Annotated in this window: 19 protein-coding genes and 1 pseudogene; 10 read left to right on the forward strand and 10 right to left on the reverse strand. The window is 69.2% G+C overall.

The window, feature by feature from the left end; all coding sequences use genetic code 11:
* The first annotated feature begins 21 nt into the window (after positions 1–21).
* Positions 22–963 (forward strand): SDR family NAD(P)-dependent oxidoreductase, encoded by a 942-nt coding sequence (locus QN239_RS28395; protein ID WP_499015408.1) that lies wholly within the window; start codon positions 22–24, stop codon positions 961–963.
* On the opposite strand, the gene QN239_RS28400 is transcribed toward QN239_RS28395, so the two are convergent.
* Entirely contained in the window at positions 910–1,683 is a 774-nt protein-coding gene (locus QN239_RS28400) for a polysaccharide deacetylase family protein (protein ID WP_499017001.1), read from the reverse strand. The two genes, QN239_RS28395 and QN239_RS28400, sit on opposite strands and share 54 nt — an antisense overlap.
* A 90-nt stretch (positions 1,684–1,773) precedes the next feature.
* Here QN239_RS28400 and QN239_RS28405 point away from each other — a divergent pair, with 90 nt between their 5' ends.
* A complete protein-coding gene (locus tag QN239_RS28405; protein ID WP_499015410.1) occupies positions 1,774–2,268 on the forward strand; it encodes a cupin domain-containing protein in 495 nt (164 codons plus the stop codon).
* An 89-nt stretch (positions 2,269–2,357) separates the two neighbouring features.
* Complete coding sequence (locus QN239_RS28410; protein WP_235632896.1) at positions 2,358–4,085, forward strand: DEAD/DEAH box helicase; 1,728 nt, start codon at positions 2,358–2,360, stop codon at positions 4,083–4,085.
* Here QN239_RS28410 and QN239_RS28415 read toward each other — a convergent pair.
* Positions 4,082–4,897: an HAD-IIA family hydrolase gene (locus QN239_RS28415; protein WP_090358950.1), complete on the reverse strand. Its 816-nt coding sequence runs from the start codon at positions 4,895–4,897 to the stop codon at positions 4,082–4,084. The two genes, QN239_RS28410 and QN239_RS28415, sit on opposite strands and share 4 nt — an antisense overlap.
* Before the next feature lie 62 nt (positions 4,898–4,959).
* Between QN239_RS28415 and QN239_RS28420 the strand changes: the two genes are divergently transcribed.
* The 7 genes and pseudogenes from QN239_RS28420 (at position 4,960) to QN239_RS28450 (ending at position 13,422) form a co-directional block, all read left to right on the forward strand.
* Complete coding sequence (locus QN239_RS28420; RefSeq protein WP_499015415.1) at positions 4,960–5,889, forward strand: SDR family NAD(P)-dependent oxidoreductase; 930 nt, start codon at positions 4,960–4,962, stop codon at positions 5,887–5,889.
* The gene (gene moeA, locus QN239_RS28425; RefSeq protein ID WP_499015419.1) at positions 5,889–7,097 is read left to right on the forward strand and encodes a molybdopterin molybdotransferase MoeA; all 1,209 of its coding nucleotides are present in this window, start codon (positions 5,889–5,891) and stop codon (positions 7,095–7,097) included. The genes QN239_RS28420 and moeA overlap by 1 nt, the downstream gene beginning before the upstream one ends.
* Positions 7,098–7,121: 24 nt before the next feature.
* The gene (locus QN239_RS28430) at positions 7,122–7,832 is read left to right on the forward strand and encodes a phosphatidylserine decarboxylase (protein ID WP_499015422.1); all 711 of its coding nucleotides are present in this window, start codon (positions 7,122–7,124) and stop codon (positions 7,830–7,832) included.
* A 13-nt stretch (positions 7,833–7,845) separates the two neighbouring features.
* The gene (locus tag QN239_RS28435) at positions 7,846–8,712 is read left to right on the forward strand and encodes a CDP-alcohol phosphatidyltransferase family protein (protein WP_090358945.1); all 867 of its coding nucleotides are present in this window, start codon (positions 7,846–7,848) and stop codon (positions 8,710–8,712) included.
* Positions 8,709–10,850 carry an AAA family ATPase gene (locus QN239_RS28440; RefSeq protein WP_499015427.1) on the forward strand — a complete coding sequence of 714 codons (2,142 nt, stop codon included), beginning with the start codon at positions 8,709–8,711 and terminating at the stop codon, positions 10,848–10,850. The genes QN239_RS28435 and QN239_RS28440 overlap by 4 nt, the downstream gene beginning before the upstream one ends.
* Positions 10,851–10,964: 114 nt before the next feature.
* Positions 10,965–12,143, forward strand: a pseudogene (locus QN239_RS28445) (phthiocerol/phthiodiolone dimycocerosyl transferase family protein).
* Positions 12,136–13,422, forward strand: coding sequence for a cytochrome P450 (locus QN239_RS28450; RefSeq protein ID WP_499015431.1), 1,287 nt, complete (start codon positions 12,136–12,138; stop codon positions 13,420–13,422). Before QN239_RS28445 ends, QN239_RS28450 begins: the two are co-directional and overlap by 8 nt.
* On the opposite strand, the gene QN239_RS28455 is transcribed toward QN239_RS28450, so the two are convergent.
* From QN239_RS28455 to QN239_RS28490, 8 genes are read right to left on the reverse strand one after another with little or no spacing between them, the layout of a single operon-like run.
* Positions 13,419–14,699: a glycosyltransferase gene (locus QN239_RS28455; protein WP_499015433.1), complete on the reverse strand. Its 1,281-nt coding sequence runs from the start codon at positions 14,697–14,699 to the stop codon at positions 13,419–13,421. The two genes, QN239_RS28450 and QN239_RS28455, sit on opposite strands and share 4 nt — an antisense overlap.
* 11 nt (positions 14,700–14,710) lie before the next feature.
* Positions 14,711–15,553 (reverse strand): UbiA family prenyltransferase, encoded by an 843-nt coding sequence (locus QN239_RS28460; RefSeq protein ID WP_499015435.1) that lies wholly within the window; start codon positions 15,551–15,553, stop codon positions 14,711–14,713.
* The gene (locus tag QN239_RS28465; RefSeq protein WP_499015438.1) at positions 15,540–16,472 is read right to left on the reverse strand and encodes an AfsA-related hotdog domain-containing protein; all 933 of its coding nucleotides are present in this window, start codon (positions 16,470–16,472) and stop codon (positions 15,540–15,542) included. Before QN239_RS28465 ends, QN239_RS28460 begins: the two co-directional genes overlap by 14 nt.
* 3 nt (positions 16,473–16,475) lie before the next feature.
* Positions 16,476–17,300 carry a nucleoside-diphosphate kinase gene (locus QN239_RS28470; RefSeq protein WP_499015442.1) on the reverse strand — a complete coding sequence of 275 codons (825 nt, stop codon included), beginning with the start codon at positions 17,298–17,300 and terminating at the stop codon, positions 16,476–16,478.
* Positions 17,297–18,367, reverse strand: coding sequence for an SDR family oxidoreductase (locus QN239_RS28475; RefSeq protein WP_499015444.1), 1,071 nt, complete (start codon positions 18,365–18,367; stop codon positions 17,297–17,299). The genes QN239_RS28470 and QN239_RS28475 overlap by 4 nt, the downstream gene beginning before the upstream one ends.
* Positions 18,364–18,609, reverse strand: a complete 246-nt coding sequence (locus QN239_RS28480; RefSeq protein WP_499015447.1) for an acyl carrier protein — start codon at positions 18,607–18,609, stop codon at positions 18,364–18,366. The genes QN239_RS28475 and QN239_RS28480 overlap by 4 nt, the downstream gene beginning before the upstream one ends.
* Positions 18,606–21,797, reverse strand: coding sequence for an AMP-binding protein (locus QN239_RS28485; RefSeq protein WP_499015449.1), 3,192 nt, complete (start codon positions 21,795–21,797; stop codon positions 18,606–18,608). The genes QN239_RS28480 and QN239_RS28485 overlap by 4 nt, the downstream gene beginning before the upstream one ends.
* The gene (locus QN239_RS28490) at positions 21,790–24,501 is read right to left on the reverse strand and encodes a phosphoenolpyruvate synthase (protein ID WP_499015451.1); all 2,712 of its coding nucleotides are present in this window, start codon (positions 24,499–24,501) and stop codon (positions 21,790–21,792) included. The genes QN239_RS28485 and QN239_RS28490 overlap by 8 nt, the downstream gene beginning before the upstream one ends.
* Positions 24,502–24,540 lie beyond the last annotated feature (39 nt).

A 24,540-nucleotide genomic window follows, 5' to 3' on the forward strand; every position in this document is an offset into this window, starting at 1 on the left:
AACCCTCTCAAGGAGTTTCTCATGCCGAACTGGACCGCCGCCAACATTCCCGATCAGACCGGCCGCACCGCCGTCGTCACCGGCGCCAACACCGGCCTCGGGTACGAAACCGCGACGGCGCTCGCCGCCAAGGGTGCACACGTCGTACTCGCCGTCCGCGATCTGGACAAGGGCCGCACGGCCGCCGAGCGGATCGGCGGCGATGTCGTGGTGCAGCGACTGGACCTCGGCTCGCTCGCCTCGGTCCAGGAGGCCGCCGACGAACTCAAGAGCACGTACGACACCATCGACCTGTTGATCAACAACGCCGGGGTGATGACCCCGCCCAAGCAGACCACCGCCGACGGCTTCGAGCTGCAGTTCGGCACCAATCACCTCGGCCACTTCGCCCTCACCGGCCTGCTGCTCGACCGGCTGCTGCCGGTGCCCGGTTCCCGCGTGGTGACGGTCAGCAGCATCGGGCACCGCTTCGCCCGCGCCATCCGGTTCGAGGATCTGCAGTGGGAGCGCGACTACAACCGGCTCATCGCGTACGGCCAGTCCAAGCTGGCCAATCTGATGTTCACCTATGAGCTCCAGCGCCGGCTGTCCGGACAGCGCACCACAGCGCTGGCCGCGCACCCGGGCGGCTCCGACACCGAACTCGCGCGACACCTGCCGCGCGCCTTCCAGCTGGCCCTCCCGGTCGCACGGGCGCTGTTCCAGGAAGCCGCGATGGGCGCGCTGCCGACACTGCGGGCCGCCACCGATCCCGGTGCGCTGGGCGGTCAGTACTACGGGCCCGACGGCTTCGCCGAACAGAAGGGCCACCCCAAGGTGGTGACGTCCAGCGAATACTCCTATGACGTCGAGGTGCAGCGCCGGCTGTGGGCGGTGTCCGAGGAGCTCACCGGCGTGACCTACCCCGATTCACTGGACCACCCGGTCACGCAGTGGGACGAACTCCCATCCGGCCGCGCGTAACTGCGGGATCGCGGCGGCGTAGCCGGCGGCGGTGCCCGCCTCCGGGTGATTCATGTGCGAGATCACGATCGCCCCGGGGGCGGCGCCGGTGACACTGGCGCACACCTTCGCCGCAGGCAGGGTCGCACCAGCGTCCGCGTTGACCGTGAACCCCAGCGGCCGCTCACCGAGTTCCGACACGCTCGCCACCGCGACATCGTCATAGTGCGCCGTGCCGGGCCGGAACCAGGTCGGGGGCTTTCCGGTCAGCGCGGCGATCTTCTGATGGCTGGCCCACACCTCGTCGACCACCTCAGCCGCCGAGCGGGTGCCTGCGATGCCGTAGGCGGAACGGCCGGTCACCGACAGCGGCACATGCCTGGTGCCGTGGTTGCCGATCTCGAACAACGGGTCGGCGGCCAGCTCGGCGGCCCGGTCGGGGTGCTGGTCGATCCACTTGGCGTTGAAGAACAGCACGGCAGGAACCTGGTTGCGCCTCAAGGTGTCCAGCAGGGCGTCATCGCAGCCGCCCCGGCAGGCGTCGAAGGTCAGGGCGAGCTCCCGGCCGTTCGGCACGAACGACGTGGCGATCCCCGGCAGCGCCATCCCCCACTGGGTGGGCACCCGCCGGCCGTTCTGTCCCACCACCGCCGCCGGGTCCAGCGCGGCCGACGCCCGCGGCGCCGACACACAGGCCACGACGGTGGCGGACCCGGCCGCCAGGAACATCCGCCTGGTCATCACCTGTCCGGAGGCTAGGCACCGACTCTGAACGGACTGTGTCGCGCAACTGTGGGTTTGCTGGGGCGCGGCCGACGTAGGGTGAACCGGATGTCGCTGATCGTGCCGCCCTACCCGCCGCCCCGCTACACCGCGGACGATCCCGAGGTGAGCGCCTGGGTGCGCCGCGGCGACCAGCCCGCCGACTACGACGCCTTCGGTCTGGTCAAGTATCACTACCTGGCGAATCAACAGCAGACCGATGGTGACTACGGCCTGTACCGGGTCGAGATCAGCCCCCTCGGCGGCGGCCCGGCCCCGCATTACCACCGCGCGATGAGCGAGACGTTCTTCGTGCTGGTCGGCGAAGTGGAGATCCACGACGGCACCGACTGGTCGACCGCCGGGGTCAACGACTTCCTCTACGTACCGCCGGGCGGTATCCACGGCTTCCGCAACACCGCCGACGCGCCCGCCTCGCTGCTGATGCTCTTTGCTCCCGGCGCGCCCCGCGAGCACTACTTCGAGAACATGGGCGCGCTCGCCGACATGACCGATGCCGAACGCGCGGAATGGTTCGTCAAGAACGACAACTTCTTCGTCTGACCGGCGCGCCCACCCGCGACACGTGCTGCGGGTATGCGCACCCGGAACCCCTTGCCCTAGACTGCCCTTCGACCAGATAGGAGTCTCGGGTGCGGCCGTACGAAGTGCCGAATTCCGGCGCCGGGGGACCCAGCACCCAGGCTTTGCGGGGCTGGCAACGCCGGGCATTGGTGAAGTATCTGTCCGCCAAGCCCAAGGACTTCCTGGCTGTCGCGACCCCGGGCGCCGGCAAGACCACCTTCGCCCTGCGCATCGCCGGAGAGTTGCTGAGCGACCGCACCGTCGAGCAGGTCGTCGTGGTGGTGCCCACCGAACACCTCAAGACCCAGTGGTCACAGGCCGCGGCCCGGCTCGGCATCGCGATCGACCCCAAATTCAGCAACTCCGCCGGCCACACCTCCAGCGACTACCACGGCATCGCCGTCACCTACGCCCAGGTGGCCAGCCACCCCACCCGGCACCGGGTGCGCACCGAGAACCACAAGACGCTCGTCATCTTCGACGAGATCCACCACGGCGGAGACGCGAAGAGCTGGGGTGACGGCATCCGCGAGGCGTACGGCGACGCCACCCACCGGCTGGCCCTGACCGGTACCCCGTTCCGCAGCGATGACAGCCCCATCCCGTTCGTCAACTACGAGACCGACGGCGCCGGATTCCAGCGCTCGCAGGCCGACCACGTCTACGGCTACGCCGATGCGCTCGCCGACGGCGTGGTCCGCCCGGTGATCTTCATGGCCTACTCCGGTGAGGCCCGCTGGCGCGACAGCGCCGGCGAAGAACACGCCGCGCGCCTCGGCGAGCCGCTCACCGCCGAGCAGACCGCGCGCGCCTGGCGCACCGCACTCAACCCAGCGGGCGAATGGATGCCCGCGGTGCTCGCGGCCGCCGACACCCGGCTGCAGCAGAAGCGCCAGCACGTCCCGGACGCCGGCGCCATGGTCATCGCCTCCGACCAGACCGCCGCCCGCGCCTACGCCAAACTTCTCACCACCCTCACCGGTGAGGAACCGACCGTCGTGTTGTCCGACGACCCGACGGCCTCGAACAAGATCTCGCAGTTCTCCGACTCCAGCAGCCGTTGGATGGTCGCGGTCCGCATGGTGTCCGAGGGTGTCGACGTGCCCCGCCTGGCCGTCGGCGTGTACGCCACCAGCGCGTCCACCCCGCTGTTCTTCGCCCAGGCCATCGGCCGGTTCGTGCGCAGCCGCCGGCCCGGCGAGACGGCCAGCATCTTCCTGCCCTCGGTGCCCAACCTGCTGCAGCTGGCCTCGGAGATGGAGGCGCAGCGCAATCACGTGCTGGGCAAACCGCACCGGGAATCCGACGGGCTCGACGACGAGCTGCTTGCCGACGCCGAGAAGCGCAAGGACGAGAAGTCGGATATGGACCGGGGTTTCGAATACCTCGGCGCCGAGGCCGAACTGGACCAGGTGATCTTCGAGGGGTCGTCCTTCGGCACCGCCACTCCCGCGGGCAGCGACGAGGAGGCCGACTATCTCGGTATCCCCGGCCTGCTGGACACCACCCAGATGCGCGACCTGCTGAACCGCCGCCAGGACGCGCAGCTGCAGAAGCGCACGGCGTCCGGCGCGGTGCCGCCCCCCACCACCCACAACCAGCTGCGCGATCTGCGCCGCGAGCTCAACGTGCTGGTGTCGGCGTTCCACCACCGCACCGGCCGGCCGCACGGCTGGATCCACAACGAGCTGCGCCGCCGCCGGGGCGGGCCGCCGGTCGCCGCGGCCACCCGTGAGCAGTTGCAGGAACGTATCGACGCGGTGCGCGAGATGCAGCGCGAGGTCGCCGGCGGCTAGAGCCCCAGCAGCGCCGGCAGATCGGCCACCGAGTCGATGACGTGGTTCGGCTGCATCGCGAATTCGTCTGTGGCCCAACGGTCCAAGGTGGCCTGCCGGAACTTTCCGGTGCGCACCAGCACCCCGGTCATGCCGACCACCTGGGCGGCGAGCACATCGTTGTTGAGGTCGTCACCGACCATGTACATCTCCTCGGGGTCCACCCCGAGCCGGTTCGCGGCCGCCAGGAAACCCTGCGGCGCGGGCTTACCGACGGCGGTGGCCTTGCGCCCCGACGTCTCCTCCATCCCGATCAGATACATCCCGGTGTCCACCCGCAGGCCGTGGCTGGTGGTCCACGCGGTGCTGCGGTGCATCGCCACCACCGGCACGCCCTGGGCCATCCAGTCGTAGACCCAGCTCAAGGTCAGGTGGGTGTACTCCGGCCCGGCCCCGCCGAGCAGCACCACATCCGGGGTCTCCGGTGCGGTGGGCCCGGTGAACTCGTGCGAGTAGACGATGTCCACCCCCGCCATGTCCTCGGCGATATCGCCACTGTTCACCAGGAAACATCGCGCCCCCGGATACCGGTCGCGCACGTATTCGGCGGTGAGCAGTGCCGATGTCACGACCTCGTCCGGCGCGACGGTCATCCCCGCGGTGCTCAGCAGGTCGGCGATCTGGGTGCGGGTACGGGTGGTGGTGTTGGTCAGGTAGCTGCGGGCGATCTGGTGTTCGGACAGGGTGCGCAACGCTTGAGCCGCGCCCGGAATCGGTTGCCACGATGTCACCAGGACACCGTCGATATCGAACAGCACGCCACCGATCGCCATGTGCCGACAGTAAACGGCCAACCTTTCTGCGCAACTCGGGCCGCCCAGTAGTGTTGCGCGTCATGGGGCCACTCGCGCTTTTTGGAGAACGCTGGACCGAGAGAGATGTTCCGGACCAGACCGGCAGGATCGCGATCGTCACCGGCGCCAACACCGGGCTCGGTTTCGAGACGGCCCGGGTGCTCGCCGGCCGCGGCGCGCGCGTGGTCATCGCGGTCCGCGACACCGCCAAAGGTGAGGCCGCCGCAGCCAGGATCACCGGCGATGTGACGGTCCAGAAACTGGACCTGGGTTCGCTGGCCTCCGTGCGGGAAGCCGCCGAACAGCTGGGGACCCGGTTCGAGAAGATCGACCTGCTGATCAACAACGCCGGGGTGATGTACCCGCCCAAGCAGACCACCGCCGACGGTTTCGAGCTGCAGTTCGGCACCAACCACCTGGGTGCCTTCGCACTGACCGGACTGCTGCTGGATCGCCTTCTGCCGGTTGCCGGTTCGCGGGTGGTGGCGGTCGCCAGCATCGCGCACCGCATCCAGGCCGGCATCCACTTCGACGATCTGCAGTGGGAACGGAGCTACAACCGGGTCGCCGCCTACGGGCAGTCCAAACTGGCCAATCTGCTGTTCACCTATGAGCTGCAACGGCGGCTCTCCTCCCATCACAACCCGACCATCGCGGTGGCCGCGCATCCGGGTATCTCCAACACCGAGCTGATGCGCCACACCCCGGGCAACGGCCTGCCCGGATTCAGCACGCTGTCCGGTCTGGTCACCAACAGCCCTGCAGTCGGCGCGCTGGCCACCCTGCGCGCCGCCACCGATCCGGCCGTACGTGGCGCCCAGTACTACGGCCCGTCCCTCCCGGTCGCCTCTTTCGGACTGGTCGGCTACCCCGAACTGGTCACCTCCTCGGCGCAGTCCCACGATCCGGAACTGCAGCGCCGACTGTGGGCGGTATCCGAAGAGCTGACCGGCGTGACGTTCCCGGTCTGATGCGATCCGTCGAGGAACATCAACGCGTCGTCGCGAGTCTGATCGCGCCACGCGACCCGGTCGCGGTGCCGCTGACCGATGCGCTCGGACTGGTGCTGGCCGCCGACGTGGTGGCCCCGCTCCCGCTGCCGGGGTTCGACAACTCGGCGATGGACGGGTTCGCGGTGTACGCCGACGATATCGCCGCGGCCACCGCCGAACATCCCGTCAGGCTGCCGGTCGCCGACGACATCCCGGCCGGACGGACCGACACCGGCGCACTGAAACCCGGTACCGCACAACGGATCATGACCGGCGCACCGCTCCCCGCCGGGGCGACCGCCGTCGTTCCGGTGGAGGCCACCGACGCAGACTTCTCGACCACCGCGACCACGGTGGCCATCCGCACCGCCGCCCGGACCGGCCAGCACATCCGACGCGCCGGTGAGGACGTGGCCGCCGGTACGACGGTGTTGCGCAGGGGCCAGGTACTCACGCCGGCGGCGCTGGGCCTGGCCGCCGCGCTGGGCTTCGGCGAGCTGACGGTGCTGCCCCGCCAGCGCGTGCTGGTGATGTCGACGGGTTCGGAGCTGGTGGCGCCGGGCACCCCGCTGCTGCCCGGCCAGATCTACGAATCCAACGCCGTGATGCTGGCCGCCGCCGTCCGCGACGCCGGCGGCGAGGTGCTCTTCTCCCCCGTGGTGAGCGACGATGTGCACGCCTTCCGGAACGCGCTGGTCACCCACACCGGCGACGCCGATCTGATCATCACCACCGGCGGGGTCAGCGCGGGCGCCTACGAGGTGGTCAAGGACGCGCTGGCCGATGAAGTCGAGTTCGTGAAGGTGGCGATGCAGCCGGGGATGCCGCAGGGTAGCGGCCGGATTTCCGATACCGGCACGCCCGTCGTCACGCTGCCCGGCAACCCGGTGAGCTCGCTGGTCTCCTTCGAAGTGTTCGTCCGTGCCCCGCTGCGCGCGGCCATGGGCCTACCGGCCGACCGCCCACGGGTGACCGCAACCCTGACCGAAGACCTGACCTCGCCGCGAGGTAAGCGGCAGTTCCGTCGCGGTGTGCTCGCCGGAACCACCGTCACCGGCTACGGGCCGCCCGCCTCCCACCATCTGCGCTGGCTGGCGTCGTCGAACTGTCTGCTCGACATCCCCGAAGATGTCGAGCATCTGGCAGCCGGATCGCCGGTTCTGGTCTGGGACCTGTCAACCGGCTGAGTCCACGTAGAATCGGGAGCCGCCATGGCCAGACCTGCCCGCCCCTCCGACGACAACGCGTCCGAAGCGCAACGCTTCGCCGAACTCGTCCGTTCCACCGTCCCTCCGGTTCATCCGGCCGGCCTGCCGTTCATCGCGGGTGGGCTGGGAATCGCCGCACTCGGCCGGCACCGCCGCTGGCTGCGCAACGCCGGGCTGAGCGCCGCGAGCTTCTCCGCGCTGTTCTTCCGGCACCCCTCCCGCGTACCCCCGACCCGGCCCGGCGTCGTGGTGGCGCCCGCCGACGGCCGGGTGACGCTGATAGACCAGGCGTTGCCGCCTGCCGAACTCGGCCTGCCCGCCACCCCGATGCTGCGGATCAGCATCTTCCTGTCGCTGTTCGACGCGCACGTGCAGCGCGCACCCGCGGCCGGTGAAGTGGTGGCCGTGCAACACCGGCCCGGCCGGTTCCAGTCCGCGGACAAGGACACCGCCAGCGAGGCCAACGAGCGCAACAGCCTGCTGATCCGCACGCCGGACGGAGTCGACGTGGTCGCGGTACAGATCGCCGGCCTGCTGGCGCGGCGCATCGTGTGCACCGCCCGTGCCGGTGACAAACTCGCTCTCGGTGAGACCTACGGGCTGATCCGGTTCGGATCGCGCCTGGACACGTACCTGCCCGAGTCGGCCAAGGTGGCCGTCGAGATCGGTCAGCGTGCGATCGGCGGCGAAACCGTGTTGGCTGAGTTGCGATGATCGCCGGAGAAAAATGATCAAGGCCCGGATCAAATCGCCGACGGTGAGTCTGCGGTTCCTGCCCAGCGCCATGACGGTGGCGGCCATCTGCCTGGCGTTGTCCGGGGTGAAGTTCGCGCTGGACGGCAGGCCCACCGAGGCGATGGCGCTGCTGGCCGTCGCCGCGATCCTGGATGCCCTCGACGGTCGCACCGCCCGGATGCTCAACGCCACCTCGAAGATGGGCGAGGAGATCGACTCGCTGGCCGATGCCGTGAACTTCGGTGTGGCACCGGCCTTCATCGTCTATGCCACGCTGCTGTCGCATTCGCAGATCGGCTGGATCGTGGTGCTGTTCTTCTCCGTGTGCATCGTGCTGCGGCTGGCCCGGTTCAACGCCATGCTCGACGCCGACCTGCCGGCGTACGAGAAGGAATACTTCATGGGCATGCCGGCCCCGGCCGGCGCGATCGGAGCCATCGGCCCGATCGCCGCCAAGTTGCAGTTCCCCGGTGAATGGTGGAACACCCCGGCCGCCGAGTTCCTGGTGATCGCCTGGATGATCGGCGTCTCACTGCTGGTGGTCAGCGCCATCCCGATGCGCAAGGTGCACACCTTCTCCGTCCCACCCAACATGGTCGCCCCGCTGCTGGCCCTGCTGGCCCTCGGCGTGGCCGCCTCGGTGCTGTACGGCTACGTGGTGATCATGCTGATCATCCTCGCCTACGTCATCCACATCCCCTTCGCGGTGCGCAGCAAGCGCTGGGTGGCCGCACATCCGGAGGCCTGGAACGACAAACCGCGCCAGCAGCGCGCGGCCCGGCGGGCCATCCGCCGCACCCAGCCGCACCGTCGCTCGGTATCCCGTCTCGGCCTGCGCAAGCCGCCCGGCCGCCAATGACGCTGTCGTTGACCGCACGGCTCAACACGTCCGCCCTGGACTCACGTCGCGGTGTGGTGCGCCTGCACCCGGAGGCCATCGCCGCGCTGGGCATCCGGGAATGGGATGCGGTCTCGCTGCTGGGGTCGCGCACGACCGCAGCAGTCGTCGGCGTGGCCCCGGCCGGCACGCCCGCCGGGGTGGCCCTGCTCGACGATGTCACGCTGTCCAACGCCGGATTGCGCGAGAACGCCACGGTGGTGGTGGCGCCGGTGACGGTGTACGGCGCGAAATCGGTGACGTTGACCGGGTCCCGGCTGGCCACCCAGTCGGTGTCGCCCGCCACCCTGCGAATGGCCTTGCTGGGCAAGGTGTTGTCCGTCGGCGACACCGTCTCGCTGCTGCCGCGCGATCTGGGTCCGGGCACCTCCACCTCGGATGCGACGACCGCACTGACCACCTCGGTCGGCATTACCTGGACTTCGGAGCTGCTCACGGTCACCGGCGTCGACCCGGTGGGAACGGTGAGCGTGCAACCCAACTCGATGGTGTCCTGGGGTGACGGGATCTCCGAGTCCCGTCCGGTGCGGACCACCGCCACCGAACCCTCGGCGGTGCCGTTCGACGATCTCAAGGGCGCCCATCTGCAGGCCGGCAAACTCACCGAGTGGCTCAAGCTCGCACTCGACGAACCACAGCTGCTGGAGTCCCTGGGCGCCACCGCCAATCTCGGCGTGCTGGTCTCCGGTCCGGCCGGTGTCGGCAAGGCGACGCTGGTGCGGGCGGTGTGCGCCCAGCGCACGCTGGTCGAACTCGACGGCCCCGAGATCGGGGCGTTGCGCGCCGAGGACCGGCTGTCCGCGGTGGCCGCGGCGGTCGCCAAGGTTCGCGACGGCGGGGTGCTGCTCATCACCGATATCGATGCGCTGCTGCCCGCGCCGCCGGAACCCGTGGCCACGCTGATCCTCACCGAGCTGCGCAATGCCATCGCCACCAGGGGCGTCGCGTTCGTCGCCACCTCGGCGGTGCCCGACAACCTCGACACCCGGCTGCGCGCACCCGATCTGTGCGACCGGGAACTGGGGCTGTCGCTGCCCGACGCCGGCACCCGCAAGGCCCTGCTCGAGGTGTTGCTGCGGGGAGTACCCGTAGCCGATCTGCAGCTCGACGAGATCGCCGAACGCACACCGGGTTTCGTCGTGGCCGACTTGGCCGCCCTGGTCCGAGAAGCTGCGCTGCGCGCGGCGGCACGGGCCAGCACCGACGGACAGACGCCCACCCTGAGCCAGGACGACCTCACCGGCGCGCTGTCGGTGATCCGCCCGCTGTCCCGTTCGGCCACCGAAGAGGTGGCCGTCGGTTCGGTCACCCTCGACGACGTCGGCGACATGGTCGAGACCAAACAAGCCCTCACCGAGGCGGTGCTGTGGCCGCTGCAGCACCCGGACACCTTCGCCCGCCTCGGGGTGCAGCCCCCGCGTGGGGTGTTGCTCTACGGACCGCCCGGCTGCGGTAAGACGTTCGTGGTGCGCGCCCTGGCCAGTTCGGGCCGGCTGTCCGTGCACGCCGTCAAGGGTGCCGAGCTGATGGACAAGTGGGTCGGCGCATCGGAGAAGGCGGTTCGTGAATTGTTCCGCCGCGCACGCGATTCCGCCCCGTCGATGGTCTTCCTCGACGAGATCGACGCGTTGGCGCCGCGGCGCGGGCAGAGCCACGACTCCGGTGTCACCGATCGGGTGGTGGCCGCCCTGCTGACCGAGTTGGACGGTATCGACCCGTTGCGTGACGTGGTGGTGGTCGGCGCCACCAACCGGCCGGACCTGATCGACCCGGCCCTGCTGCGGCCCGGCCGGCTGGAGAAGCTGGTGTTCGTCGAACCGCCGGATGCGCAGGCACGCCGGGACATCCTGCGGACCGCCGGGAAGTCGATCCCGTTGGCACCCGATGTCGACCTGGACAGCCTGGCCGACGAATTGGACGGCTACAGCGCCGCCGACTGCGTGGCCCTGCTGCGCGAGGCGGCCCTGACCGCGATGCGTCGGTCGATCGACGCGGCCGATGTGACCACCGACGATGTGGCCAAGGCCCGCGACAATGTGCGCCCGTCCCTGGATCCCGAGCAGGTGGCGTCGTTGCGGGCGTTCAGCGAGAACCGCTAGCGTCATCCGCCGACCAAGCCGTCAATATCGGGCTAGATTGGCCCCGTGAGCCCGCAAGGACGGCCGCTTTCCCCGTTCGAGTCGATTCATGCGCTGGTGTCCGAGACGACGGTCATGACCGCCAGGGTGGCGGCGCCGCTCGACCTTTCCGCGCTGACAGCGGCATGGGAACGGCTGGTGCGGCAGCACCCCGTGCTGACCGGCCGGATCGAATTCGGTGCGGCGGGCCTGGAACTCGTCGTGCCGGGCGGCGCACCCGAACCCGTCAGCACCGGTCGGGTCGATCCCGAACACAACACCACCACCCCGATCGGCTTCGGCCAACCGGTCGCCGGACTCGACGTCACCGAGGACTGGGTCACGCTGCTGACCCACCACGCCATCGCCGACGGCATCCTGCTGTACCACTGGTTCAGCACGCTGTGGCAGAACTACACACAGATACTTTCCGGTGCAACGGTTCCGGAGCCGGCCCCGGTCCCCGTCCCGGCCGCCACAGAGACACTGCTGGCCGATCGCGGTGTCGTCAAGGGCACCCGCACCGGGGCGGAGCGCCTGGACGGCGTGGTGGTGTACCCGTTTCGCGATCCGGTCGGCCGCACCCCGGGCACCGACCCGTTCGCCCTGCACCGGCTGATCACCGTGTTCAGCCGCGAGGAGACCGCCGCACTGCGCGCGTCGGCCAAAGCACACCACGAGACCTTGCACGGGTTGATCTGCGGGGCAGTCCTTTCGGCCGAGCGTGAGCTACTGGAATCCGACGGCGCACTGCCGATCGGGCTGATCTCGCATGTGAACATCCGCAAGTGGCTGAGCCCACCGGCCGAGGATGCCGACGGCACCAACGTGCTGGGCTATTCCTGCGCCTAGGTGAGCGTCGGCCCCACCGACGACCCGCGCGCCATCGGCGAGGAGATCTTGGACCAGCTGCACACCGATCTGGCCGACGGCGTGGTACAGCAGACCTGCCTGCACATCCCCGAGATCGTCGCCAGGTGGGCCAGCAGCGACAACCTCGAACCGATCTCGGTGTCCAACATGGGTGACTTCGGATCCCTGCCGATCCCCGTCTCGGACTTCCGGATCCGCGGCAATGCGAACTACGGTGTGCTCGCCGCAGGCGGGCCACCGGAGAATCTGCCGCTGTCCACCGGACGTCACCACGCCGTGTTCAGCTACGACGGCAGGCTGAACCTGCAGACCACCTATCCGGCCGCAGTTCTCACCGCCGAGCGCGCCCGCGCCTTCGCCGACCGGATCAGGACGCTGCTGCTGGCGATGCGGGATGCCTGAGATACCCACCGCCCCTGGCCGATTGCCCGTGCTCGGGCATGCGCACCTGGTCACCGGCGACCCGCGCACCTTCCTGCTGAAGCTGCCCGCCGACGAACCGATCGTGCGGGTGTATCTCGGCCCCAAGCCGTCCTATCTGCTGACCACACCCGAATTGATCCGCGATGTCAGCCTGGGCCGCGCGGGCAGCTTCCACCGGGAGGCCCTGCGGGAAGCCATCAGCGATCTGGTCAGCGGGGCCACCAACGTGCTCAGCGGCGACGAGCACGATCTGCGCCGGCGGATGATCGCCCCGGTATTCCGGCAGGGCCGGCTGGCCGAATACGCGCAGACGGTGGCGACGATCGCCGACGAATGGTCGGCGTCCCTGCGCCCGGGCCCCTGCGGCGAGCTGCGGATCCGGGTCCACGACCTGGTGACCCGCACCATGTTCGCCACCCTGTTCCAGTCCGATACCGGCGGCGGTGAGATCGGCTTCATCCGGGAACGGGTCCCGTGGTTGCTGTCCGAGGTCATCATCCGGGGTGCGCTGCCCGCACCGCTGCGCCGGCTGCGATTCCGGGCCGACCGGCGATTCGCCGGCCAGTCCCGCGAGGTCCGTGCCGCCATGAAGACCCTGATCCGGCAGCGTCGCGACCACCCCGATCGCGGCGACATGCTCTCGGCGCTGCTGCACCACGTGGACGCCGAGACCGGCGCGACGCTCTCCGATGACGAGACGGCCGACGAGCTGCTGCTGGCGCTCGCGGCCGGGATCGGTTCCCAATCGTCGATCTTCTCCTGGCTCATCTACGAGGTGGCCCGTGCACCCGAGATCGCCGAGCGGGTGTACGCCGAATCAGATTCCGCCACAGACACACAACGGCCGTTCCTGCGCAATGTGCTCACCGAGACGCTGCGGGTGTGGGCGCCCTGGATCAGTCTCATCACCTCCGACGGTCCGGGACGGATAGGCCCAGTCGACTTCCCGGACGGGACCAATATCCTGTTCAGCCCGTATTTGATCCATCACCGAGACACCTACTTCCCGGACGCGGCGGTGTTCGACCCGGACCGGTGGGACGGGGACGGCGGCGACCGCCAGGCGATGATGCCGTTCGGTGTGGGGCAACGGCACTGCCCCGGAAGTCAGTTCGCGCTGCTGTCCCTCACCGTGCAGGCTGTCGCGCTGTTCTCGCGCTGGCGCGTGACGCTTCCCCCCGATTTCGAGGTCAAGGCGCAGGGCAAGGATTTCGTGCTGTCGCCGGCCGCCTTACCCGTGACCCTCGTGCCCCGCTAGCCCGCCGCCACCTTCTCCGCGATATCGCACACGCGCGGCACGCCGTCCCCGGTGTCCCGCAGCTGCGAGCCCAAAGCTGCTGCCCGGGAACGTGTTCCGTCGTCCATCAGGGTACCGATCGCCCGGCTGAGGGTATCGGCGCCCAGTTTGGTGAACGGCACGTGCGCCCCGACACCGAGGCGGTGCACCTGAGTTCCCCACAGCGGTTGGTCGAAGGACACCGAGCACACCAAGGTCGGCAGACCCGCACGCAGGCTCTCGAACAGGGTGCCGATGCCGCCGTGGTGCACGGCCGCAGCGCAGTGCGGGAAGATCAGGTCGTGCGCCAGCGCATCCACGACCTTCACGTTCGCCCCGGTGGACACGGCCTCACTCAGATCCGCACCGCCGACACTGATCAGGGCCCGTTGACCGGTGCGGTCGCAGATCTGCTGGATGAGCCCGATCACCGAGGTGAAGTCCTGGATCGGCAGGCTGCCGAAACCGAAGAAGATGGGCGGGGTCCCGGCATCGGCCCAGTCCACCACCTCGGTGTGCTGTTCGGCCAGCTCACCGATGGCCTCCCGGGCCGACCGCGGCAGCCACAGGAAACCGACGAACGGCTTGCTGTCGCCCCACTCCTCGGCCAGCCCGGGCACCAGCGCCGAGTCATACATCTGCAACTCGGGCACCTGGCGCGCGGCGAGCAACGATTCGGTGCTGGCCCGCGACGGCGGCAGATCCAGTTTCCTGCGCAGATTGTCGAGGTACTTGCCGAAGACCACGGTGCGCAAACGCTCCACCGCCGACCACGCGCCGCGGTTCACCACACCGGGGATCGGCCACTGGTGCGGCAGCGCGCCCGGCGGGGCGTAGGTGCTGTTCTTGCGGCTGGGATAGGTGTGCAGGGTGACCACCGGGATATCGCGGGCCTGCGCCAGGATCACCGATCGGTCCTCGCTGAAGGTGGTGCACACGATCATCTCGGCGTCGCGGGAGATGTCGATGAGCTCGTCGTCCATCCGGTCGGCGTAGTCGGCCATCTGGCCGCTGACCATCTTCATGAGCTTGAACGAATTGCCCGCCGCCAGCGCACGCTGACCCTCGGGTGACGAGTACAGGGCGTGCACATCCGGCCCGAACGGGCGGGCCGTCAGTCCCGTCTTCCCGACGAAATCGACGAAGTTGGGGGGCGCACCGACGACCACGGTATGTCCGCGGCGCTGCAGTTCCAGACCCAGCGCGATACCGGGTTGGACATCGCCGCGGCTGCCGACGAGAGGGATGAGGATATGCACGAGGGACCTTTCTAGGTGTGGGCCAGACCCTGGACGACGATGCAGAGGTAGAACGCGATCACGAAGGCCGTCGGCCAGCTTCGGGGATGCTCATCGGCCTTGCGGGCGAAGAAGATCCAGGCCGACACGCAGGGCAGCAGCACCACCGGCAGCGGCAGCGGATTCCCGGTCACCCCGACCTCCAGGAGCACCGCCGACACCCCGAACGCCCATGACGTCAGTGCGCTCCCGGTGGCACCGAGAACACGCGAATAGCAATGCGGGTCATCAGGATCGGAGATCCGCGACGTCTTCCGGGCGAACTCCAGGTGCAGGAACGCGCTGGTGAACACCAGCGGGACCGCCAGCGCGGACACCCCGAGACCCGGCTGGCCGACCATGATGAATCCCGTCACCAGGAACTGGGCCGGGCACACCACCGCGAGGTTGACCAGTGGATCGTCGCGGATCCGGGCCACCCGGGATTCGGCCCACCACAGTGCCAGGCCGTATCCCAGCGCTGCGGCCAGCATCGCGGCCGACGGCAGCGACACCGCCGCCGCCAACAGCAGCGCCACCGTGGCGGCAGGCGCCATCGCCACCTGCAGCTCCCGCGTGGTGATCCGGCCCTGTACCAGCGGGCGCGAGGGGTTGTAGCGCCGGTCGTAGTCCAGGTCCTTCTGATCGTCCACCATCCGCAGGAAAGCCCCGGCGGCGATCAGTGCCAACGCCTTCAGAGCGGTGTCCCACGTCGGGCGCCACGGTCCGGCACCGCCCAGCACATAGGCCAGGGACTCGACGGCCACCACCCACAGGGTCAGATAGACCGGGTAGACCGGCAGATATCGTTCGGCCAGATACCTAGATACGGTCATCGGAGGCGAAGGCCAGTTCGACGGTCGCCCTGGTCTGCCCGGACTGGGTCACCGCGCCGCGGAAGGTCAGCGCATCGTCGCCGTCGGAGGCCATGGTGACGGTGCTCGGCGCGTCCAGTTCGGTGAAGGACTGGAAGTCACACCGCACCCGGGCCGGGCCGGTGACCGTTGCGGCGCGGGGGCCGAGCAGCGCCCACGCGAGCTGGCGGCCCGCCTCGATGATCAGACCGCCCGGCAGGTGATCCAGTGGGTGATCGAAGATGATCGGGTGGGCGATGTCCACCAGTACCGGCGCGCTCGCGCCGTCGGCCAACGGCACCGGATGCCCGATCACCACGTTCTCCCGGCGGCCGCGGCCGACCCGGGCCGGATCCACCGGTGCCGGCTGCGGTCCCGGGTCCCAGCTCGCGCCGGCCCGGAAGGCCGTCCACGTGGCGGCGGACATCCAGCCGAAGGCGCCCGAGAGCTCCATCAGCTTGGTGCCGTCGTGGGTGGCCACCGCCGCGACATCGAGCCCCTGCACCGGACCCCCGTCACCGCGCCGGAACTCCTTGCGCACCGCGATGGCGAACTCCAGATCCATCGGGCCCGGGCCCTGTCTGAGCGCGGCCGGATCCACGACGGTCAACTCGTAATAGCGCACCGTGTGCCGGGCATCCAGCGGTACGTCGTAGAACAGGTGGCTGGCCGCGATGCAGGCCTGCCTGAAGGCCTCCATGACCAACAGCGCGTCATGGTAGCCGCCCTGTTCACCGGTCAGGTCCGTGTGGAAGCTGTGCCGGCGCGGCAGCTGCGCGTGGCACAGCCACGGATCAGTCGACTCGGCGGCTCCAGTGACAGCGGTGACCAGCACCTCCGATACCGCACGCTTGTGTACCAGCTCCCTGGCGATGGTCTGAGAAAAGGTGCAGGCGTTCATGATTCACCGTTCCGGTTGTGCCCTGTGCATGGGCAGATAGGCCGACTGAAGGACGATGCGATACCACGTGTCGAGCGGTATACGGTGGCGGTCCGCGGCCTCGATGGCCGCGATCCAGTGTCGGCCGGTCTCCGGCTGCGGCACGGCGCCCGATCCCTGGAGGCGGTTCCAGGTGTCCGCGTGCGCGGCGGCCAGGTCACCGCTGCGCCGCGGTACCCCGGATTCGATCTCGGCGGCGATCCGCAGCGCGTCCGCCGACGCGTCGTCTCCCAGCGCTGCTGCCGAGATGACCTCGCCGAGAACGACTTCGGAGAAGTAGATGCTCAGCTCACGTAGCACGTCATCCGGGTCATCCGGGGAGTGCACCTGGTTGAGCAGATAGGTGCCCGACGACAGGGCGTACCGGAGCTGCCCGGGCACCCGCTGGTCCGGATCCGCGGGCCCCTTGTCCGCCGTCAGCCGCACCGACACCGGCCGATCCCGGTCGGGATGGGTGACGATGAGGACGAGGGACGGGGAGAGCTGCGCCAGCTGATCGGCGAGCATGCGGCGTTCCGCGGTGGCCCGGTGCCAGTTGAAATACCACAGGGCGCGCAGGTGCAGCGGGGTCAGCGCTACCGGGTGGGCCCCGACGATGCCGTACCGGTGCTCCCTCAGCCAGGCCACCGCCCGACTCATTCCCCCGGTGATGGCGGCGTCGGGTTTGAGCAGCAACACCGCCCGGTGGAAGGAGAATTCGTCCGCATCGATCCTGAGCCGGGCCAGGGCGTCCCGGGTCTGCACGAAGTAGGTGTCGGTCTGGTACCTACTGGTGACGACATCGGTCATATGCGACTCCCCTCTCGCTGCAATGCGGCCAGCGCCTCGGCGACCGAGGGTTCGGGGCGGCCCAGATAACCTGTGCGCAGACAGGAATCGAGGATCCGCCGCAGATAGCACGCGCCGGTCGCCGGCGCCGGGAGGCCGAGCCGGTCGCGGGTGTTGGTGCAGTCGAAGTCCAGGCGCCGGGACAGGTAGCTCGCGTACAGGCGCCCGACCTTCTGGTAGTAGCCCCGCTCGATACCGTCGAGATCGTCGGGACGAAACGTGCTCGGTGGCACGAAATCCGCCACCCGGAACGACGGATACTCGGCCAGGACATCCGATATCGCCCGCAAGGACAGCGGGGTCGCGCCGACAGCGTGGAAGGTGTGACCGACATGGTCGGCGAACCGCGAGGCCGCCGCGGCGATGGTGTCGGCGACATGGCCGATCGGTGACAGCCCCAGGGTGGCACCGTAATGCCCTGGCAGGGTGCGCAGTTTGCCCTCGACGATGAGTTTGAGCACCTGGTAGATGTGCTTGTGTTCGCGGCTGTGACCGGTGCGGTATTCGCCGGAGACGATGCCGGGGCGAACGATCGCCCAGCGCAGTCCGGAATCGCGCACCAGGTGTTCGGCCCGGAACTTGCTGCGCTCGTAGTCGTTACCGAAGCGCTGGCCGATGTCGAGCTGGTCCTCGGCGAAGGTGCAGTCATACTCGCCGCACACGTACGCGGTGCTCACGTACAGGAAACCGCAGCCCCATGTGCGGGCCAGGGCCAGGGCGTGGGCGGTGCCGTCGACGTTCAACTCGGTGTACCGGTGTTTGGGCAGGCCGAAGTCGGTGACCGCGGCGCAGTGCACGATCAGGTCGACCTGACCGGCGAGACGACGCACGGTGTCGGTGTCCAAGCCCAGACCGGCGGCCCGGACGTCACCGCGCACCACCTCGGCGGGACGCACCCGCCGGCCGTTGTTCGCGATGATCTCGGATCGGGAGTGCACCAACGCGATCACGTGGGCACCCTGACCGACCAGCCGGGCCACCGCGTCGGCACCCACGTGTCCGGCCGCGCCGGTGAACAGTACGTTCATGACGGATCCCGTTGGTCGCGTACGAGTTCCACCAGATCGCCGACCGTCGTGATCCCGGCCAGCTTCTCCTGGCTCAGCGGCGCCAGGGCGAAGGCCCGCTCCACCGCGATGGACAGTTCGAGCAGTCGCAGCGAGCTGTACCCGAGATCGGCGACCAGGGCGCTGTCCAGGTGGGGTCGGGCGGTGCCGTCCGGCGCCATGGCCGCGACCAGGGTGAGCACCTCACGCGTGAGGGTGGTCACGCCTGCCCCCGCACCGAGGGTTGGGCACCGCCGGTGGACAGCAGGTCCCTGGCCTCGTCCAATTCCACGTACGCGTCCAGGTATCCGCCCATCCGCAGCCATTGGTAGCCGTATCTGAGGGTCTCCTGCCACTGCTCGCGTGAGGCGAACGACGACGGGAACATCTGGCCGCCGGTCACCGTCTGCACGTCCGCGACGAACCGGTCCAGATCGGCTTGAACGCGTAACGCCTCGTCGTGGTCGCCGATGGTCAGCCCGGCGAGCCGGCGTGCCTGGCCGGCCAATTCGGGGTGCTCCGGAACCAGCGTGTCCAGATCGTGTAGCAGCACCTGGTCACCGGGCAGCGGCGTGACACCCCATGCGCTGGCCAGGATCCGCACGGCCATGGTGGCGATGCGCCGTCCGCACAGGGTGCTCACCTGCCACTGTCCGTCCTTGACCGAGCCGTCGAAATCCTCGCGGGCGTTCTCCACCACCATGTTGGCCAGGATCAGCGCGCTCGCCGCTTCGGCGAAAGCCTTTGCCGGCAGCGGTGACCGCGCGATCGCCCCGTCGTAGGGCGCGCCCTCGATGGTGAGAACGGGTCGCGCGCGCGACGGTGGCGGTGTCAGCGGACGCACCGGATCACACATCGTGGCAACGGGTTTGACGATTCCCGCGCCTCGCCAGGCCAGGGCGATCAGCCCGTACCGGGCGAACATCCGCAGGTGCGCGGCCTCGGCTCGGGTTTGTGCGAGCGTCTGTTCGAACACCACGTGCCGCCAGGATTCGGCGCATTCGGGTGACAGCACGAACAGGTCGGACTTGCCGCGGACCACGTGGATGGTGGATCGGATCGGCCAGGTGGTCACGCCGGGGACCCTCTTCAGGATCACGTTGCGCGGGTCCAGGGTGAGGGTGGGCCCGCCCAGCCGGGTGGCGAGCGCCAGTACGCCCGCGACGGTCGGGGCACTGTCCAGCCTGCGGTACTCATCCAGCAGTTCGGTGGCCACACCGGACCGGTGTAGCCGATCCATTTGCAGCGGTAGCCATTTCACCTCGACGTAGCCTTCGCCGTGCGCGGCCAGGAACGCCTTCATGGTTTGGGTCAGCCCTTCCCGGGCCCAGCTGACGGCCTCGGGCTCCTGCCCCAGCAGGGCCAGTGCGGCGGACTGGCGCAGGCACTGGTCGGCACGACGCTGCCACCACCGCGCCAGCAGGTCGGTCAGCTCCGGGTAGGACACGATATCGCGCAGCTCGCCGTAGCCCGGTCCGATGCGAAGCACGGTGCCCCGCAGGAACCGTTGCACCCGGTTGAGGGTGTCCTCGGTGACCGCGCTGCTCCCCCGATCCACCGCCTCGCGCACCCGTCGCAGGCGGCTGCGCACCTGTGCGTGTGACTGGGTGCGGATCTCGACGCGGTGCCCACCGATGAACAGCACCGTCGGCATGACGGCCTCGGCTCCGGCCCCGGGCACCAGCAGCAGCAGGTCGATATCGGACCCGTCGTTGCCGAAGCCTTCGGCCAGCGAGCCCTCGAAATGCACGGTGGCGTCCTCGGGAATCACCGCGAGCCGGCGTGCTTCGGCGAACAGCGCGCGCACCGTGTCCAGCAGGCCGGAACCGGGGACCGACAGCAGCTCGGCCCCGGCAAGACGCCCCGAACGCCACTGCTCCCACATGTGCGCGCGGCGTGGCTTGCCACTGGAGGTGCGGGCCAGCCCACCGCGAGGCACCCCGATGAACCACAGCGGGGTGTCCTCGCCGATGTGGGCGACCAGCGCGGTGCGCAGTTCGGACAGTGGTGTCTTGCAGGGCTGTTCGATGAACAGCGCGACGCCGGGCCGGTTGCCTTCGTTGACCGCCACCGCCATCACCTTCGCGGTGACGTCGAGATCCTCGGCGAAGACGGTGCGGCCGTTGACCTTCAGGCTCGTCCCCATCCGGCCGAGGACATAGAGTCGCCCGTCGAGCAGGAATCCGGCGTCGCCGGTGTGCAGTGCACCGCCGGCCAGGCGGGTCGCGCCGTCCGGGTCACCGCGGTAGCCACCGAACACCGAGTCCCCGGACACCACGATCTCGCCGAGCACGCCGTCGGCTGCCGCTCCGTCGATACGCACCTGATGCCCGGGCATCGGCACACCCACCGATACGACCCCCGTCGCCGCGCCCGGCACGAAGGTCACCGGTCGGCCGTGGCGCAGTGCGGCTTTGTCGATGCCGACCACCTGCAGGGGGTCACCCATCGGGTGTGCGGTGGCGATCAGGGTGGCCTCGGCCAGCCCGTAGGACGGCAGGAATGCGTTCGGCGAGAAGCCCTGCCGGGTGGTCAGTTCGGTGAACGCCCGAAGGTGGTCGGGGTTGATCGGCTCGGCGCCGATCACGATCGTGCGCAGCCGGGACAGGTCGATGCCCTCGATATCGGCCGGTGTCAACCGCCGCGCGGTGTAGGCCAGCCCGAACGGCGGGGCGACGGTGTGCCGGGTGTCGGCGGCGGCGCGCAGCCAGCGGGCCGGATCGCGGACGAACTGATCGGGGCGCATCAGGTACAGCCCGCGCTGCCGGGTGACGGTCTGGAAGACGGCGCCGATCAAGCCCATGTCGTGATAGAGCGGCAGCCAGGACGCGGTGGCATCCGCCGGCGTCAGGTGGCAGGCGGCATCGATGGCGTCCAGGTTGACCGCCAGGTTGTGCCAGCTGATCCGGGCCCCACGCGGACGGCCGGTCGACCCGGAGGTCATCTGCAGCAGCACATCCGGTCCGGGTTCGCCCAGATCGCGTAGCGGTTCTGCGGCCGGCACGTCGTCGAGCACCAGCTGCGCCCGGCCACCCGCGGCGGTGACCAGCCCGGCGAAGGCGGACGTGGTGATCACGACGCGGGCCTGTGCGCCGTCGAGCACACCCCCGAGGTGGCGCAGGTACTGCTCGGGGTCGTGGAACAGCGGTGGGGCGATCGGTGCCAGGGTCGCGCCGGCCGCCGGCACCGCGAACATCGCCGCCAGGCACAGATGTGAGGTCGGCATCAGGACACCCACCGTGTCGCCCGCCCCGATACCCCGGTCGGTGAGCAGCCGGGCGATCCGCAGCACCCGTTCGGCCAGCGCCACATACGGCACGAAATCCCAGCCGCCGTCGTCGCCGGCCAGATGAATCCCGGTGTCGACGGAGGGTGCGCTCAGCCAGCCGCGGATGCTCTCGACGTCACGCATCGGGTCGTTCCTCGAGGAGGGTGACGGTACCCGTCCCGCCGTCGACATGGATCGTCATACCGGTCCGCACGGCGTCGGTCAGGCCGCCGATCTGCACGACGGTGGGCACGCCGAGTTCGCGGGCGATGATCGCCACGTGGGTCAGCGGGGAGGCACGTTCGATGAGCAGGGCCGAGGCGAACGGCAGAGCGGCCACCCAGCCCGGATCGGTGCGGTAGGCCACCAGGATGCCGCTGGAGAAGTCCTCCGGCCGTTGCACCACCACTGCACGTCCGGTGACCGCTCCGGGGCAAGACGGCGTTCCGGTCAGCACCGTCCCGGCGGGCGCCTCGGCTGCGGCGCCGGCACGGCTCCAGCCGGCAGCGGTCAATTCCGTTGTGGTATAGGAGGATCCGATGGTGGTGAACCGCGGGGGCGCCTTCAGCTCGTGGTAGTACCGTTGCAGGGTCCGGCGGCGGGTGACGGCAGCACGGGCCTCGGCGCGGCCCGTCGGCCCGTCGTAGAGGCCGAACAGTTCATCACGGGTGAGCAGGTACACCTCGGCCGCGTCATCGATGAGCTCGCGCCGCTGCAGATCCCGCGCCATCACCGCGACAAGGGATTTCAAGATCCCGAAACCCTGCGTGCGGGCGAATCGGAGGTGCTCGCGGTGGGTCGCGGCACGCTGGATCTTGGTGCGTAACGCATCGTAGATCGTCCGGCGCGGGCCGTGCAGGTGCGCGTCGAGATAGGCCTGCGCGGAGTCGTTCGGGCGAGCGGCGTCCTCCGGCGCGGCCATCCGCAGCATGTGGAAGATGCCGGACGGGTCCTGCCGCAGATCGGGCGCCTCGAGCTTGAGTTCGTCGAGGCAGCGGTAGCCGAACCGGTCGATATAGTCGTCCACCTTGCGGCGCAGTTCCTGCCAGCTGCGGTCCCCGTCCTCGGCGTACTCCACCAGTTGCGGGTACGCGGTCGCGGGATCCGCCGAGTCGATGAAGGCCCACAGCTCCGGGCTGCTGCGCGCGAATGCGGCGATATCGCTCAGGGCCCGCGCGGGCTCGAGGGACACCGCCCCGGAGCCGGGGTTGACTATCGCGAAGCCGAACCATTCGGGTGCGTGCGGCAGGAAGGCCTTCGTCATCGCGGCGAGCACGCCCACCGAGGTCAGCAGGACGGCATCGAGCACCATCATCGGCCCCCAGATCCGGGCCACCTCGGCATGGATCTGGCGGAACTTCCGGTACGCCTGCGGGCCGTCCAGCGTGGAGACATCGGACAGGCCGTGGCGTTCGACGAACTCCTCGAACGCGGCGTCGAAATCCTGCACCAGCGCATCGATGCCGCGGAACCGGCGCGCGTAGGTCAGGGTGCTGCGGGACCGGTGAAACGCCTTCTGCACGGGGCCGGCGTAGGTGAACGGCTTGAGTTGTCGCGCCGTCGTGTTGTCCAGGGGTTCGCCGACACCGAGCGCGACTTCGAGCACCCGGCGGTTGAGCGGATAGCCGGGGGCGATGCCGACCATGCGGTACCAGTGCAGCAGGTTGTAGTAGACATGGCCGTTGAACTGTCCGAGCATGACCGGCAGCCACGCTTCCATCTGGTCCAGTTGCGCGGGAGCCACTTTCAGGCTGCGCGCATATTCTCGGTAGACGTCGGCGTACAGGGCACGGGCCGTGGTGAAGGTCAGTGGCGAGGTCACGCCGGCGAAACTCTCGATGATGTTCGAGTTGTCCCAGATACGCAGCGCGTCGGGCGCCACGGCTTCACCGAAATGTTCTGCCTCGAAACCTGATTCGTCTTCCAGGGTGGTGATGGGGCGCGTCTGCAGCAGCCAGATCTGCGCGTCGCCGGTGTCCGCCCACTCGATGTCCTGCGGCGCCCCGAAGTGCCGCTCCAGCCGCGCGCCCAGCTCGGCGAGGCCCGAGCGCAGGTCGGCGCCGATACTGCACACCAGCTGTCGGTGTCCGGGCACCTCGGCGGTGCGGACACCGCCCTGGTCCCCGGCGACGATCATCTGCCCTTTGGTGCCGACCGTCTCTTCGATGACGGCCCCGCCGTGTTTGGCCACGATGACGGAGTCCGCATCGACGGCACCGGATACCAGTCCCTCACCGAGCCCGAGCACGGCGTTGATGACGATCCTGTCCCGTGCACCGGTGACCGGGTCGGCCGTGAACATCACGCCGCTGCTCACCGGTTGAATCAGCTGCTGCACGATGACGGCGACGGCGACGTCGCCGAAGTCCAGCCCGCGCATCTGCCGGTACCGCGTGGCGCGCGGCGAGAACGTCGATGCCCAGCAACGGCGTACCGCGTCCTCGACCGCCTCGATTCCCGCAATGTTGAGAAATGTGTCCAATAATCCAGCAAAGGAATTCGCGGCGCCGTCCTCATGTTTTGCCGAGGACCGGATCGCGACATTGCCGTCGCCCACATATTCCAAGGCGGCCGAAATCGCCTCCCCGACCTGCTGCGGAATCACCGATTCTTTGAGCGCCGCCTCGGCGTGTGCGGCCTCGGCCAGTCGCTCCGATAACGTCATCTGGCTATCACTCACCTGTACATCGGCGGCGGCCAGGGCGATATCGAAGGCTTCGGTCCCCAACACGGCCCAGCGCGGGACGGGAAAGCCGGCATCGGTGAGCTCAAAGAGGTTGTGCGCCTTGCCGCCCACCCGTGCGCGCAGATCACCGCGCGGCGCCTGGTCGGTGATGAGAAATGTCATCGGGTCCCTCGTGAGACGGTAGGGGAATCGGTCGGCACA

Source organism: Mycolicibacterium sp. Y3, from assembly GCF_051188035.1.
In the GTDB taxonomy this organism is placed as follows: Bacteria; Actinomycetota; Actinomycetes; order Mycobacteriales; family Mycobacteriaceae; genus Mycobacterium; species Mycobacterium fluoranthenivorans.